We start from the raw sequence: 15,496 nt of genomic DNA on the forward strand, positions 1-15,496 counted from the left end.
CCGCCCCCATGCCCAAGTTTTTCATCAATCATCCGGTCTTCGCCTGGGTCGTGTCGATCCTGATCTCGCTCGCGGGCGTGATCTCGATCCTCAACCTGGGCGTTGAGTCCTATCCCTCCATCGCCCCGCCGCAGGTGACGGTCAGCGCGAGCTATCCCGGCGCCAGCGCCGAGACCACCGAGCGCTCGGTGACCCAGGTCATCGAACAACAGCTCACCGGTATCGACAACCTGCTGTATTTCAGTTCCACGTCGAGTTCTTCCGGTCGCGCCACGGTCACCCTGACCTTTCAGACCGGCACCGACGCCGACATCGCCCAGGTCCAGGTGCAGAACAAGGTCGCGCTGGCGACCCCGCGCCTGCCCTCCGAGGTGACCGCGCAGGGCGTGGTGGTGGCCAAGGCCAACGCCGGCTTCCTGATGGTGGTCGGCCTGCAGTCGGACAATCCGGCGGTGGATCGCAACCACCTCAACGACATCCTGGCCTCGCGCGTGCTTGACCAGGTCTCGCGCATCCCCGGCGTCGGCAGCACCCAGCACTTCGGTTCCGAGTACGCCATGAACCTGTGGCTGGATCCGGGCAAGCTGCAGGGCTACAACCTGTCCTCCAGCGAAGTGCTGGCGGCGGTCAAGGGCCAGAACGTGCAGTTCGCCGCCGGTTCGGTCGGTTCCGATCCGGCACCGGAGGGCCAGGCGTTCACCGCGACCGTGTCGGCCGAGGGCCGGTTCACTTCGCCCGAGCAGTTCGAGAACATCATCCTGCGCGCCAACAGCGACGGTTCCACCGTGCGCCTGAAGGACGTGGCGCGGGTCGAGTTCGGCGCCCAGAACTACGGCTTCGACACCCAGTACAACGGCAAGCCGGTCGGCGCCTTCGCCATCCAGCTGCTGCCGGGCGCCAACGCGCTGAACGTGGCCGAGGCCGTGCGCACCAAGATGGACGAGCTGCAGCCCAGCTTCCCGCAGGGCGTGTCCTGGTTCTCGCCGTACGACACCACCACCTTCGTGACCATCTCGATCGAGGAAGTCGTCAAGACCCTGTTCGAGGCGATCCTGCTGGTGTTCCTGGTGATGCTGATCTTCCTGCAGAACTTCCGCGCCACCATCATCCCCACCCTGGTCATCCCGGTCGCCCTGCTGGGCACGTTCTGGGGCCTGAGCGTCATCGGCTTCACCATCAACCAGCTGACCATGTTCGCGCTGGTGCTGGCGATCGGCATCGTGGTCGACGACGCGATCGTGGTGATCGAGAACGTCGAGCGCATCATGGCGGAAGAGAAGCTGCCGCCGCGCGAGGCCACCATCAAGGCGATGGACCAGATCACCGGCGCGGTCATCGCGATCACGGTGGTGCTGGCGGCGGTGTTCATCCCGTCCGCGCTGCAGGGCGGCGCCTCGGGCGAGATCTACAAGCAGTTCGCGCTGACCATCGCGATTTCGATGGCGTTCTCGGCGTTCCTCGCGCTGGGCTTCACCCCGGCCCTGTGCGCCAGCTTCCTCAAGCAGCACGAACATGACAGCCACGAGAAGAAGAACATCGTCTTCCGCCTGTTCGAGAAGTACTACGGCAAGGTCGAGAAGACCTACGTCGGCCATATCGGCGCGGCGATCCGGCACACCCCGCGCTGGATGGTGGTGTTCGCGCTGCTGACCGTGCTGTGCGGCTTCCTGTTCACCCGCATCCCGAGCAGCTTCCTGCCCGAGGAAGACCAGGGCTACGCGCTGGCGATCGTTCAGTTGCCGCCGGGCAACACCATGAGCAAGACCAACGAGGTGTTCACCCAGATCCGCGGCACCCTCAGCCAGATGGAAGGCTTCGAGGGGATGATGCAGGTGTCCGGCTTCAGCTTCTTGGGCCAGGGTGAGAACGTCGGCATGGCGTTCATCAAACTCAAGCCGTGGGACGAGCGCGAGGTCGTGGTCACCGACTTCATCCAGCAGGCCAATGGCGCGCTGTATGGCATCAAGGGCGCGCAGATCTTCGTGGTCAACCTGCCCACCGTGCAGGGCCTGGGCCAGTTCGGCGGCTTCGACATGTGGCTGCAGGATCGCAGCGGCGCTGGCGAGGCCGCGCTGCTGGCCGCCCGCAACACCCTGCTCGGCAAGGCGGCACAGGACAAGACCCTGGTCGGCGTGCGCCCGAACACCCTGGAAAACGCCCCGCAGCTGCAACTCAGCGTGGACCGCGTGCAGGCCCAGGCGATGGGACTGTCGGTCGGCGACATCTACACTTCGATCCAGCTGATGCTGGCCCCGGTGTACGTCAACGACTTCTTCTATCAGGGCCGCATCAAGCGCGTGAACATGCGCGCCGATGCGCCGTACCGTACGGGCGCCGAATCGCTGGGCCGCATCTATACGCCCAGCAGCCTGCAGACCGACGCCAGCGGCGGACGCGCGATGATCCCGCTGTCGACCGTGGTCCATTCGGAGATGGGTTCGGTGCCGCCGTCGCTGTCGCGCTACAACGGCTATGCCGCCGTCAACATCAACGGTGCGGCCGCCCCGGGCAGTTCCTCCGGCCAGGCGATGACCACGATGGAGAACATCGTGACCAACGATCTGCCGCAGGGCTTCGGCTATGACTGGAGCGGCATGTCGTACCAGGAAATCCTGGCCGGCAACAGCGCCACCCTGCTGATGGTGCTGTCGATCGTGGTGGTGTTCCTGTGCCTGGCGGCGCTGTATGAGAGCTGGTCGATTCCGGTGGCCGTGCTGCTGGTGGTTCCGCTGGGCGCCCTGGGCGCGCTGGCCTTCACCATGATGCGCGGCCTGTCGAACGACATCTTCTTCAAGATCGGCCTGATCACCATCATCGGCCTGGCCGCCAAGAACGCCATCCTGATCGTCGAGTTCGCGGTCATGGAGCGCAAGATGGGCAAGACCTTGCGGGATGCGGTGATCACCGCCGCCCACCTGCGTTTCCGCCCGATCCTGATGACCTCGTTCGCGTTCATCATGGGCGTGCTGCCGATGGCGATCTCGTCCGGCGCCGGCGCCAACGCCCGCCACGCCATCGGTACCGGCGTGATCGGCGGCATGCTGGCGGCGACGTTCCTGGGCCTGCTGCTGATCCCGGTGTTCTTCGTCGCGGTGCGGCGCGTGCTCGGCGACAAGATGGACGAACCGTCCCGCGAATACCTGGAGGCGCACAACGTGCCCACGTCGCGTTGACGCCAAGGCGTGCCAACGCATACGGAAACCCCGGCCTGGCCGGGGTTTTCCGTTTCTGGCGGATACGATTCAAGGCGCGCGCGGTACAAGGGCCTTTTTTGTAATGGTCATTATTCAAATCGCCAGAAGTGACTTCCTTCCCTTCCGGCCCACCGTCTCATCCCGTGATAATCGCGCGATCCAAGATGTCGATCCGGGCCCCGCCCGTTCGTCGTCTTCCTGAATCCCCCACCATCGATGCCCGCCATGACACGGAACGCCACTGCACGGAAACCCCCTTCCACCCTTCTGCGCATGGTGCTGATGCTGCTCGCCGTTGCGCTGATCTTCGGCGGCGTATTCATCGCCAAGGCCGTCTTCAGCAAGGGGATGAATGATTTCTTCGACAACATGCCGCAGCCGGCCTCCACGGTGACCGACTGGACCGCCAAGCAGGAACGCTGGGTTGACGCCCAACAGGCGGTCGGCACCTTCGTCGCCATCCAGGGCACCGACGTGACCACCGAGGCCGGCGGCGTGGTGCGCGAGCTTTCGATCAACGTCGGCCAGCCGGTCAAGGCCGGCACGGTGCTGGCGCGACTGAACACGGCCAATGAACTGGCGGTGCTGCGTTCGCTGGAAGCCTCGGCCAAGCTGGCCGCGGTCCAGCGCGACCGCTGGCAGGCGCTGGCCCGCGACAAGCTGGTCTCGCAGGCCGACGCCGAGGAGCGCAGCACCCAGGCCGCCACCGCGCAGGCCCAGGTCGAGGCGCAGCGCGCCCTGATCGCGCAGAAGACCATCACCGCGCCTTTCAGTGGCGTGCTCGGCATCCGCAAGGTCAGCCTGGGCCAGTACCTGAACCCGGGCGACGCGATCGTCACCCTGCAGACGCTGGATCCGATCTATCTCGACTTCACCCTGCCCGAGCAGCGGGTCGGCCAGGTGACCCGCGGCAGCCGGATTCGCGCCACCGTCGACGCCCTGCCCGGCCAGGTGTTCGAAGGCGAGGTCACCGCGGTGGAACCGCTGGTCGACGCGGCCACCCGCAACTTCAAGGTCCAGGCGACCCTGGCCAACCCCGACAGCGCCCTGCGTCCGGGCACCTTCGCCCATGTCGGCTTCGATACCGGCAGTGCGCAGGACGTGGTGGTGGTGCCGCAGACCGCGGTCAGCTTCAATCCCTACGGCAACGCGGTCTACGTGATCCAGGAAGTCGCCCGCGCCAAGGGCGAGACCGACATGCAGGGCAAGCCGCTCACCGGCAAGAAGCTGATCGTCAAGCAGCGCTTCGTCAAGACCGGCACCACCCGCGGCGACCTGATCGCGATCACCGAAGGCCTCAAGGCCGGCGAACGGGTGGCCACGACGGGCCTGTTGAAGCTGCGCAACGACGCCGAGGTGGTGATCAACAACAAGGTCCAGCCCAGCGCGAATGCCGCGCCGGCGCCGGAAAACCGTTGACGGAGCCCGGCGATGAAATTCACCGACATCTTCATCAACAAACCGGTGCTGGCGGTCGTCGTCAGCCTGTTCATTCTGTTGTTCGGGCTGCGCTCGTTCACCGAATTGAACGTGCGCCAGTATCCGGAACTGCGCAACGCGGTGGTCAATATCAGTACCACCTACTACGGTGCCGACGCCGACCTGATCCAGGGCTTCATCACCACCCCGCTGGAGCGTGAAGTCGCCAGCGCCGAAGGCATCGAGTATCTCAGCTCGACCAGCTCGGCCGGTGTCAGCCTGATCCAGGCCTACATCCGCCTGGACCAGGATCCGAACGAGGCGTTGACCCAGATCGCCGCCAAGGTCAACAAGATGCGCGGCCAGCTGCCGCCGGAGTCCGAGGACCCGGTGATCGATCTGCAGCAGGGCCAGCAGATCGCGGCGATGTACGTGTCGTTCGCCTCCGAGACCCTGGACAACAACCAGATCACCGACTACCTGACCCGCGTCGTCCAGCCCAAGCTGGTGACCGTGTCCGGCGTGCAGCGCGCCGACATCCTCGGCGCCGGCACCTTCGCCATGCGTGTCTGGCTCAAGCCCGATCGGATGACCGCGCTGCGGGTCACCGCCAGCGACGTCGCCAGCGCCCTGCAGAACAACAACGTGCTGTCGGCGGTGGGTTCGACCAAGGGCGAGATGGTCGCGATCGACATGACCGCGCGTACCGATCTGCGCAACGCGGACGAGTTCCGCCGCCTGATCGTGCGCGAGGAGAACGGCGCGATCGTGCGCCTGGGCGACGTCGCCGACGTGGTCCTGGGCTCGGAGAATTACGGCACCTCGGTCCGCATCAACGGCGAGGCGGCGACCTTCATGGGTATCTTCGTCGCCCCGGACGCCAACTCGCTGGACGTGATCAAGGACGTGCGCAAGCTGTGGGACGGCGAAATCGTGCCGCAGCTGCCGGAAGGTATCAAGGCGACGATTCCCTACGACAGCACCGAGTCCATCCAGGACGCCATCGACGAGGTGGTCAGCACGATCGTCGAAGCGGTGATCATCGTGATCGTGGTGATCTTCCTGTTCCTGGGCTCGCTGCGCAGCGTGCTGATTCCGGCGGTGACCGTGCCGCTGTCGCTGGTCGGCGCGCTGTTCCTGATGCTGCTGATGGGCTTCACCATCAACCTGCTGACCCTGCTGGCGATGGTGCTGGCGATCGGCATCGTGGTGGACGACGCCATCATCGTGCTGGAGAACATCCACCGCCACATCGAGGAGGGCATGTCGCCGTACGATGCCTCGATCAAGGGCGCGCGCGAACTGGCCTGGCCGGTGGTGGCGATGACCACCACCCTGGTCGCGGTCTACCTGCCCATCGGTTTCCAGGGTGGCCTGACCGGCGTGCTGTTCACCGAGTTCGCCTTCACCCTGGCCGGATCGGTGCTGCTGTCGGGCGTGATCGCCCTGACCCTCAGCCCGATGATGTGCGCCAAGATCCTCAAGCCGCACAGCGCCGGCGGCAAGGGCAAGCTGGAGAAGTGGCTGGACGCCCGCTTCGAGACCCTGCACCGCAGCTACCAGCGTCGCCTGCACGGCACCCTGGAAACCAAGGCGGTGATCGGCATCTTCGGCCTGCTGGTGCTCGCCTCGTGCGCCTTCCTGTACACCTCCGCGCCGCAGGAACCGGCGCCGCTGGAAGACGAAGGCTTCATCTTCTCCATCGCCAGCGCCGATCCCTACTCCACCCTGGACTACGTGGAGCGCTACACCGAGGAAGTCACCACGATTGCCAAAGGCGTGCCCGAGATCCAGGACTACTTCCTGTTCAACGGCGGCTTCGGCGGCAGCGGCGGCGGCGCCAGCCCCAGCGCCATGGCCGGCTTCGTGCTCAAGCCCTGGAGCCAGCGCGAGCGTTCGACCAAGGCGGTGCTGGAACAGGAACTGCAGCCGAAGATGAGCGGCGTCAGCGGCCTGAACGTGTTCGCGCTGGTGCCCCCGTCCCTGCCCAGCGCGGGCGGCGACGGCGGCGGCGAGTTCATCATCGGCGGCGTGGGCGAACTGAGCCAGCTCAATGAACTGGCCGACACCATCCTGCAGAAGGCCATGGCCAGCAAGCGCTTCATCTTCCTGGACAAGGACCTGAAGATCGACAAGCCGCGCATCGAGGTGGAGATCAACCGCGACAAGGCGGCCAGCCTCGGCATCGACATGCGGACGCTGGCGGCCGACATGTCGGCCATGCTGTCAGGCGGCTACACCAACCGCTTCGCCATGCAGAACCGCTCGTACCTGGTGATTCCGCAGGTGCAGCGCAACGACCGCCTCAACGCCAGCGATCTCGAGAATTACTACACCCGTACCCGTGATGGCGAACTTGTGCCGCTGTCGACCATCGTGACCCTGAAGGAAAGCGCGCAGCCGCAGTCGCTCAAGCGCTTCCAGCAGCTCAATGCAGTGTCGATCACGTTCGCGCCGCGTCCGGGCGTCAGCAAGGGCGAGGCGCTGGCCATCCTGGATCAGGCCGCCAAGGAGGTGCTGCCGCAGGGCTACTCGGTCGACTACGCCGGCGAATCGCGCCAGTTCAAGCAGGAGGGCTCGGCCATGCTGATGACCCTGGTACTGGCCCTGATCGTGATCTTCCTGGTGCTGTCGGCGCAGTTCGAGAGCTTCCGCGACGCATTGATCATGCTGCTGACCGTGCCGATGGCGATCTGCGGCGCGTTGCTGACCTTGAACGTGCTGGCGCTGGCTGCGCAGGTCCTGCAGATGATGGGTATCGAGGCATTCCCCGGGATGAGCATCAACATCTACACCCAGGTGGGCCTGGTGACGCTCGTCGGCGTGATCTCCAAGCACGGCATCCTGATCGTGGAATTCGCCAACAAGCTGCAGATCGATCGCGGCCTGTCCAAGCGCGAAGCCATCGAGGAAGCGGCCGCCATCCGCCTGCGCCCGGTGCTGATGACCACCGCCGCGCTGGTGTTCGCGATGATCCCGCTGCTGATCGCCACCGGCCCGGGCGCCGCGTCGCGCTTCTCGATGGGCGTGGTGATCGCCTCGGGCATGACCATCGGCACCATGTTCACCCTGTTCGTGCTGCCGGCGTTCTACCTGTACCTGGCCCGCGATCATTCCCGTGAACGTGCCCATGCGGGAGAAACCGCTCCGCCGGCCCTGCCCAGCGAACCCGCGCCCGGGCACTGAAAGACGACGAATCCGTCGTGATTGCAAGGAAAAGCCCCGGCCATGCCGGGGCTTTTTCATTGGTGTTCCCGCTGGGTCGCGAAGCGGTTTGGGAATCCTCCGATGGTGTCGGCCGGCGCACCGGCACAGGCTGGCATCTCCTTTCCCTGCTTCCACGCGACACCATGTCCCACGAATCCCGGCGCCGCCGGTCGGTCTCCGGCCAGGTGCTTCTGCTGCTGGCCATGATGTTGCCGGTACTCATCCCCGGAACGGCAATTGCGCGGACGATCTACGGCAGCGCCACCGGCCATGGCTACGCGGAGTTGTTCGCCGGGCAGCCCGGCCGCGTGTTCACCGCGCCGGCGTACTCGGAACGGGGGCATTCGGTCCGCAATATCTACGTCAGCAGGGAAGCGTACGGCCGGGAGAAAATCGAGGATCCGCGTGCGCGCTTCCAGCCGTACATCGATGGCCAGGACGTCGACGTGTGGCTTGCGTACGATGGCGTCACGGTGGGTGAACGCAGCTTTCGTTTCGACGACGCGCGGACATTCGGCGAAGAGACGTCCGCAACGCATCACCCGATGTACGTCGACCTGCACGTGGCATCGCGCCACGGTGATCGCCCGGCCCTGTTCTGCATCGAAAGCCATCCCGGCGACGAGGATGCCGGTGTCTCCGAGATTCCGCTCTTCCTGCTCGTCGACCCATTGTCTGCGGGGGCCCGACTGTATCGCCTGCCTGGGCTGTTTACCTCCTGCGCGGCCGTGACCGCCACACCGGATGGACAACTCTCGTTCCCCGCCGTCCACCGTGTCCGCGATGAAAACGGGCAGCCTATCGGCGCCCGCCTGATCGACCATCGCATCGACGGGGAACGTTTCGTGGAGACCGGACGCCTCCGCACAGTCCGCTTCGTCGATCCGCCCGATCCATTCCGGTTCGTTGTCGATTCCGATTGATTCCGGCTTTCCGGCACCGACCGGACGGTTTGCCGGCGCGGTTCGGCAGCACCGGGCCATGAAAAAACCCCGGCAAGCCGGGGTTTCTCATCCGGGTCCTTCCGTCCCTTGGGAGCGGAAAGGCGCGGCCGGCTCAGCGCAGGCCGGTCTCGTTGCGGGCGATGACCAGGCGCTGGATTTCGCTGGTGCCTTCGTAGATCTCGGTGATCTTGGCGTCGCGGAAATAGCGCTCCAGCGGCATTTCCTTGGAGTAGCCCATGCCGCCGTGGATCTGCACGGCCTGGTGGGTGATCCACATCGCCGCCTCGGAGGCGGTCAGCTTGGCAATCGCCGCCTCGTTGCTGAAACGCTGGTCCTGGCCCTTCACCCAGGCCGCGCGCAGGGTCAACAGCAGCGCCGCGTCCAGCTTGCACTTCATGTCGGCGATCTTGGCCTGGGTCATCTGGAAGGTGCCAATCGGCGCACCGAAGGCCTTGCGCTCCTTCACATAGGCGATCGTCGCCTCATAGGCTGCACGGGCCACGCCAATGGCCTGCGAAGCGATGCCGATGCGACCGGCATCCAGCACGCCCATCGCGATCTTGAAGCCCTCGCCCTCGGCACCCAATACATCCTCGGCGGGTGCCACGTAGTCGGTGAACTCGATTTCACAGGTGGCCGAGGCGCGGATGCCCAGCTTGGGTTCGGTCTTGCCGCGATGGAAGCCCGCCTTGCCGGTATCGATCAGGAACGCGGTGATGCCGCGCGCGCCCTTGTCCGGCTCGCTCATCGCGAACAGCACGATGTACTTGGCGACCGGCCCGGAGGTGATCCAGCTTTTCTTGCCGTTGATCACGTAGCTGCCGTCGGCCTGCTTGACCGCGCGGCAGCGCATGGCGGTGGCGTCGGAACCGGACTGCGGCTCGGTCAGCGCGAAGGCGCCGATTTCCTTGCCTTCGGCAATCGCGCGCACGTACTTCTGCTTCTGCGCTTCGGTGCCGAACTTGAGGATGCCGTTGCAGAACAGCGAGTTGTTCACCGACATGATGGTCGAGTGGGCCGCATCGCCGGCGGCGATCTCGACCATCGCCAGCACGTAGGCAATCGGGTCCATGCCGGCGCCGCCGTACTCGGTCGGCACCTCGATGCCCATCAGGCCGTTCTCGCCGAGCAGGCGGATGTTCTCCAGCGGAAACTCGCCGGTCTTGTCGTGGTGCTCCGCACTGGGGGCGATCTTTTCCTGGGCGATCCGGCGCGCCACGTCCTGGATCATCAACTGCTCTTCGGTGAATGCGAAATCCACGGCTAAAACCCCTCACTCCAAAATATTTTGAATACCAATTGTAACCCGGCGACCCCACACCATGCGCTGGCGTATGTACCGCTTGACCAGACCCGGTGTCAGGCGGAAAATATCTCTATATCGCGATAGGAAGATATTTATGGATCTGGAAGCCTGGTCCACCCGACTCAAGGTCTTCGCCGATGCCACCCGCGTGCGGCTGCTCGCCCTGCTGTCCGGCGAGGAACTGACCGTGGCCGAGCTCTCCGCCATCACCCAGCTCGCCCAGCCCCGCGTGTCCACCCACCTGGCCAAGCTCAAGGAGGCCGGCCTGGTGCGCGACCGGCGCGCCGGCGTGTCCGCCTATTATCGCTTCGACGAGGACAAACTGGATCCGGCCCAGCGGGACTTGTGGCGGGCGCTGAAAGAAGGCAGCGACGATCCCCTGCTGCGCCAGGACGCCGAGCGCCTGCCGGCGGTGCTGGCCAGCCGCGCCGCCGACCAGAACTGGGCCGATTCGGTCGCCGGCGACATGGAACGCCACTATTCCCCGGGCCGCACCTGGGAAGCGCTGGCGCGCACCGCCCTGCCCCTGCTGGAAACCGGCGACGTGCTCGACATCGCCTCCGGCGACGGCGTGCTGGCGGAACTGCTGTCGCCGCATTCGCACCGCTATGTCTGCATCGACACCAGCGCGCGCGTGGTCGCCGCCGCCGGCGAGCGGCTGCGCCGTTTTCCCAATGTGGAGGTGCGCGAGGGCGACATGCACGCCCTGCCCTTCAAGGACGGCAGTTTCGATCTGGTGGTGCTGATGCATGCGCTGACCTATGCCAGCAAGCCGGCCCAGGCGGTCGCCGAGGCCGCGCGCGTGCTGCGCAGGGGAGGCCGCCTGCTGCTGAGCAGCCTGGGCAAACACGAGCACCGCGCGGTGGTCGAGTCCTACGGCCACGTCAATCTCGGTTTCACCGAGAAGGAATTGCGCAAGTTCGCCGAAAAGGCCGGGCTGCAGATCGTGAGCGCCGAGACCGTGACCCGCGAACGCCGTCCGCCGCATTTCGAAGTCATTTCCCTGCTGGGAGTCAAACCATGAACCCCCTTCCCTGGCTGCACCCGCAGCGCGTGCGGTTGCTGCTCGACGCCCTCGAGCAACGCATCCTGATCATCGACGGCGCGATGGGCACCATGATCCAGCGCCACAGACTGCAGGAAGCCGACTATCGTGGCGAACGGTTCGTGGACGGCTTCGACAGCCGACAACCGGATCACGGGCATGGCCCGGGTTGCGGCCATGATCTGAAGGGCAACAACGATCTGCTGCTGCTGACCAAACCCGAGGTCATCGCCGGCGTGCACACCGCCTACCTGGAAGCCGGCGCGGACCTGGTCGAGACCAATACCTTCAACGCGACCGCGGTCAGCCAGGCCGACTACCACCTGGAACACCTGGTCTACGAACTCAACAAGGCAGGCGCGCAGGTCGCGCGCGCCTGCTGCGATGCGATCGAGGCGAAGACGCCGGACAAGCCGCGTTTCGTCATCGGCGTACTCGGCCCGACCAGCCGCACCGCCTCGATCAGCCCCGACGTCAATGACCCGGGGTTTCGCAACACCAGCTTCGACGAACTGCGGACCACCTATCGCGAGGCCATCGACGGCCTGATCGACGGCGGCGCGGACTGCCTGATGGTGGAAACCATCTTCGACACCCTCAACGCCAAGGCCGCGCTGTTCGCGATCGAGGAAGCCTTCGATGCCCGTGGCGCGCGCCTGCCGATCATGATCTCCGGCACCATCACCGATGCCTCCGGGCGCACCCTGTCCGGGCAGACCGCGGAAGCGTTCTACACCTCCATGGCGCACAGCCGACCGCTGTCCATCGGCCTGAACTGCGCATTGGGCGCGCGCGATCTGCGCGAGCACGTGGAGACCCTGGCCAACGTGGCCGACGGCTACGTCAGTGCCCATCCCAACGCCGGCCTGCCCAACGCCTTCGGCGAATACGACGAAACGCCGGAGGAAATGGCGGCCACGCTGAAGGAGTTCGCACAGTCCAGGCTGCTGAACCTGGTGGGCGGCTGCTGCGGCACCTCGCCCGCGCACATCCAGGCCATCGCCGAGGCGGTGGCGGGAGTTCCGCCGCGGCGCCTGAAGCAGCCACTGGCCCGGGTGGCCTGACGCGCATGAAGATTCTCGTGGTCGGGGCCAGCGGCACCCTGGGGCGCGCGGTGGCCCAGCATCTGGGCGAGCGCCACCAGGTGATCACCGCGGGCCGCAACAGCGGCGAGCATCGCGTCGATCTGCGCGATGACGCCAGCGTGGGTGCCCTGTTCGCCGCGACCGGACGGATCGACGCCATTGTCAGCGCCGCCGGCAGCGTGCATTTCGGTCCCCTGGACGGGATGACCGCCGCCCAGTTCGACGCCGGCCTGCAGGACAAGCTGCTGGGCCAGGTGCGGCTGGCATTGATCGGCCAGCACCATCTCCAGGACGGCGGTTCGATCACGCTGACCACCGGCATCCTCGCCGAGCAGCCGATCCGCCAGGGCGCCAACGCCACCGCGGTCAACGCCGCGGTCGAGGGCTTCGTCCGCGCCGCCGCCTGTGAGCTGCCGCGTGGACTGCGCATCAACGCGGTCAGCCCCACCGTGCTCAGCGAAGCGTGGCACGCCTACGCCGATTTCTTCCCCGGCTTCGAGCCGGTTTCCGCCGCCCGCGCCGCGCTGGCCTTCCAGCGCAGCATCGAAGGCGTGCAGACAGGACAGGTCTACAAGGTCTGGTAATGGACAACAACACATCCCCGCCCCGCTATACCCGCCTCTCCGGGCTCGAACCGCTGGTCATCACCCCGGACCTGCTGTTCGTCAACGTCGGCGAACGCACCAACGTCACCGGCAGCGCGCAGTTCCGCAAGCTGGTCAAGGAGGAGCGCTACGAGGAGGCGGTCGAGGTCGCACGCCAGCAGGTCGCCAGCGGTGCGCAGATCCTCGACGTCAACATGGACGAGGGCCTGATCGATTCCGAGAAGGCGATGAGCCGCTTCCTCAACCTGATCGCCTCCGAGCCGGACATCGCCCGCATCCCGGTGATGGTCGACTCCTCCAAGTGGACCGTCATCGAAGCCGGCCTGAAATGCCTGCAGGGCAAGGGCGTGGTCAACTCCATCTCGCTGAAGGAAGGCGAGGAAGCCTTCATCGAGCACGCCCGCAAGGTCCTGCGCTACGGCGCCGCCGCCGTGGTCATGGCGTTCGACGAGACCGGCCAGGCCGATACCTGCGAACGCAAGGTGGAGATCTGCACGCGCGCTTACCGGATCCTGACCGAACAGGTCGGCTTCCCGCCGGAAGACATCATCTTCGATCCCAATATCTTCGCGGTCGCGACCGGCATCGAGGAACACGACAACTACGCGGTGGACTTCATCGAGGCCACCCGCGTCATCAAGCGTACCCTGCCGCACTGCCACGTGTCCGGCGGCGTCTCCAACGTTTCGTTCTCGTTCCGCGGCAACGAGACGGTGCGCCAGGCCATCCACTCGGTGTTCCTGTACCACGCCATCCAGGCGGGCATGGACATGGGCATCGTCAACGCCGGCGCGATGCCGATCTACGACGACCTGGAACCGGAACTGCGCGAACGGGTGGAGGACGTCATCCTCAACCGCCGCCGCGACGCCACCGAGCGGCTGCTGGAAATCGCCGACCGCTACAAGGGCAAGAAGGGCGAAAGCAAGACCGAGGACCTGGCCTGGCGCGGCAAGCCGGTGCGCGAGCGCCTGGCGCACGCGCTGGTGCACGGCATCGACGCCTTCGTCGAGGAGGACACCGAGGAAGCGCGACAGCAGGCCACGCGGCCGCTGGACGTCATCGAAGGGCCGTTGATGGACGGCATGAACGTGGTCGGCGACCTGTTCGGCGCCGGCAAGATGTTCCTGCCGCAGGTGGTGAAATCGGCGCGGGTGATGAAGAAGGCCGTGGCCTACCTGCTGCCCTTCATCGAGGCGGAAAAGCTGAAGACCGGCGACGCCGGCAAGTCCAATGGCAAGATCGTGATGGCCACGGTCAAGGGCGACGTCCACGACATCGGCAAGAACATCGTCGGCGTGGTCCTGGCCTGCAACAACTTCGACGTGGTCGATCTGGGCGTGATGGTGCCGGCGCAGAAGATCCTCGATACCGCCCGTGCCGAGAACGCCGACATCATCGGCCTGTCCGGCCTGATCACGCCCTCGCTGGAGGAAATGACCCATGTCGCCCGCGAGATGCAGCGCCAGGGTTTTTCCCTGCCGCTGCTGATCGGCGGCGCGACCACCTCGCGCGCCCACACCGCGCTGAAGATCGATCCGCATTACGACGCACCGACCGTGTGGGTGAAGGACGCCTCGCGCGCGGTCGGCGTGGCGCAGTCGCTGATCTCGCGCGACATGCGCGCGGCCTTCGTCGCCGCCAACGACGCCGACTACGCCGAGATCCGACAGCGCCACCGCAACCGTGGCGATGCCAAGCGGCTGGTGTCGCTGGAAAAGGCGCGTGGACAGAAGTTCGATGGTGGCTGGGACACCTATGACCCGCCCGCGCCGCGCCAGCCCGGCATCACCGCGCTGGATGATTATCCGCTGGCCGAACTGGTCGAATACATCGACTGGACACCGTTCTTCCAGGCCTGGGAACTGGCCGGCAAGTATCCGGCCATCCTGACCGACGAGGTCGTTGGCCCGCAGGCCAGCGAGTTGTACCGGGATGCGCGGGCGATGCTGGACCGGATCATCCGCGAACGCTGGCTGACCGCGCGCGGCGTGTTCGGCCTGTGGCCGGCGCAGTCGACCGGCGACGACGTCGTCATCCAGACCGAAGGCGGTCCGCAGACCCTGCATTTCCTGCGCCAGCAGGTCGACAAGCCGGTCGAACGCCCGGACTTCTGCCTGGCCGATTTCATCGCGCCACGGGCATCGGGCAAGGCCGACTGGATCGGCATGTTCGCGGTCACCGCCGGCATCGGCATCGATGAGCATGTGGCGCGCTTCGAGGCCGATCACGACGACTACAACGCGATCCTGCTCAAGGCGCTGGCCGATCGCCTGGCCGAAGCCTTCGCCGAACGCCTGCACCAGCGCGTGCGCACCGAGTTCTGGGGCTTTGCCGCCGACGAATCGCTGGACAACGAAACGCTGATCGCCGAAGGCTACCGCGGCATCCGTCCCGCACCGGGATATCCGGCCTGTCCGGAACACAGCGAGAAGGCCACGCTGTTCCGACTGCTCGATGCCGGCGCCAACGCCGGCATGACCCTGACCGAAAGCTTCGCCATGCTGCCGACCGCGGCGGTTTCGGGGTACTACTTCAGCCATCCACAGAGCCAGTACTTCGTGGTCGGCCGCCTGTCCAAGGAACAGGTCGCCGATTATGCGCGCCGCAAGGGCGTGGACCTGGCCCAGGCCGAACGCTGGCTGGCTTCCAATCTGGATTACGACCCGGATTGAGGCCGGGATCGGGAAT

At 65.9% G+C, this 15,496-nt stretch carries 9 protein-coding genes; 8 read left to right on the forward strand and 1 reads right to left on the reverse strand.

All coding sequences use genetic code 11. The features are described 5' to 3' along the window. Positions 1-8: 8 nt before the first annotated feature. The 4 genes from FG323_RS03530 to FG323_RS03545 all read left to right on the forward strand — a co-directional run bounded on the left by FG323_RS03530 (position 9) and on the right by FG323_RS03545 (position 8,743). Entirely contained in the window at positions 9-3,173 is a 3,165-nt protein-coding gene (locus FG323_RS03530; protein WP_141453057.1) for a multidrug efflux RND transporter permease subunit, read from the forward strand. Between the two features lie 303 nt (positions 3,174-3,476). Then, complete coding sequence (locus tag FG323_RS03535) at positions 3,477-4,613, forward strand: efflux RND transporter periplasmic adaptor subunit (RefSeq protein ID WP_220094121.1); 1,137 nt, start codon at positions 3,477-3,479, stop codon at positions 4,611-4,613. Positions 4,614-4,625: 12 nt separating this feature from the next. Next, positions 4,626-7,799 carry an efflux RND transporter permease subunit gene (locus tag FG323_RS03540; RefSeq protein WP_141453059.1) on the forward strand — a complete coding sequence of 1,058 codons (3,174 nt, stop codon included), beginning with the start codon at positions 4,626-4,628 and terminating at the stop codon, positions 7,797-7,799. Between the two features lie 17 nt (positions 7,800-7,816). After that, positions 7,817-8,743: a hypothetical protein gene (locus FG323_RS03545; protein WP_141453060.1), complete on the forward strand. Its 927-nt coding sequence runs from the start codon at positions 7,817-7,819 to the stop codon at positions 8,741-8,743. 133 nt (positions 8,744-8,876) lie between these two features. On the opposite strand, the gene FG323_RS03550 is transcribed toward FG323_RS03545, so the two are convergent. Next, positions 8,877-10,025: an acyl-CoA dehydrogenase family protein gene (locus tag FG323_RS03550; protein WP_141453061.1), complete on the reverse strand. Its 1,149-nt coding sequence runs from the start codon at positions 10,023-10,025 to the stop codon at positions 8,877-8,879. A 139-nt stretch (positions 10,026-10,164) separates the two neighbouring features. Here FG323_RS03550 and FG323_RS03555 point away from each other — a divergent pair, with 139 nt between their 5' ends. From FG323_RS03555 to metH, 4 genes are read left to right on the forward strand one after another with little or no spacing between them, the layout of a single operon-like run. Beyond that, a complete protein-coding gene (locus FG323_RS03555) occupies positions 10,165-11,094 on the forward strand; it encodes a metalloregulator ArsR/SmtB family transcription factor (protein WP_141453062.1) in 930 nt (309 codons plus the stop codon). Further along, positions 11,091-12,179: a homocysteine S-methyltransferase family protein gene (locus FG323_RS03560; RefSeq protein ID WP_141453063.1), complete on the forward strand. Its 1,089-nt coding sequence runs from the start codon at positions 11,091-11,093 to the stop codon at positions 12,177-12,179. The genes FG323_RS03555 and FG323_RS03560 overlap by 4 nt, the downstream gene beginning before the upstream one ends. 5 nt (positions 12,180-12,184) lie before the next feature. Then, positions 12,185-12,784 carry a short chain dehydrogenase gene (locus FG323_RS03565; protein ID WP_141453064.1) on the forward strand — a complete coding sequence of 200 codons (600 nt, stop codon included), beginning with the start codon at positions 12,185-12,187 and terminating at the stop codon, positions 12,782-12,784. Continuing rightward, positions 12,784-15,480, forward strand: a complete 2,697-nt coding sequence (gene metH / locus FG323_RS03570) for a methionine synthase (protein ID WP_141453065.1) — start codon at positions 12,784-12,786, stop codon at positions 15,478-15,480. Before FG323_RS03565 ends, metH begins: the two co-directional genes overlap by 1 nt. The last annotated feature ends 16 nt before the right edge of the window (positions 15,481-15,496 follow it).

The organism is Pseudoxanthomonas sp. z9 (genome assembly GCF_006542425.1).
In the GTDB taxonomy this organism is placed as follows: Bacteria; Pseudomonadota; Gammaproteobacteria; order Xanthomonadales; family Xanthomonadaceae; genus Pseudoxanthomonas_A.

Coding starts and splice junctions, on each gene's coding strand:
- FG323_RS03555 (WP_141453062.1), top strand. CDS start 10,165: ATGGATCTGGAAGCCTGGTCCACCCGACTCAAGGTCTTCGCCGATGCC.
- FG323_RS03565 (WP_141453064.1), top strand. CDS start 12,185: ATGAAGATTCTCGTGGTCGGGGCCAGCGGCACCCTGGGGCGCGCGGTG.
- FG323_RS03560 (WP_141453063.1), top strand. CDS start 11,091: ATGAACCCCCTTCCCTGGCTGCACCCGCAGCGCGTGCGGTTGCTGCTC.
- metH (WP_141453065.1), top strand. CDS start 12,784: ATGGACAACAACACATCCCCGCCCCGCTATACCCGCCTCTCCGGGCTC.
- FG323_RS03530 (WP_141453057.1), top strand. CDS start 9: ATGCCCAAGTTTTTCATCAATCATCCGGTCTTCGCCTGGGTCGTGTCG.
- FG323_RS03535 (WP_220094121.1), top strand. CDS start 3,477: ATGCTGCTCGCCGTTGCGCTGATCTTCGGCGGCGTATTCATCGCCAAG.
- FG323_RS03540 (WP_141453059.1), top strand. CDS start 4,626: ATGAAATTCACCGACATCTTCATCAACAAACCGGTGCTGGCGGTCGTC.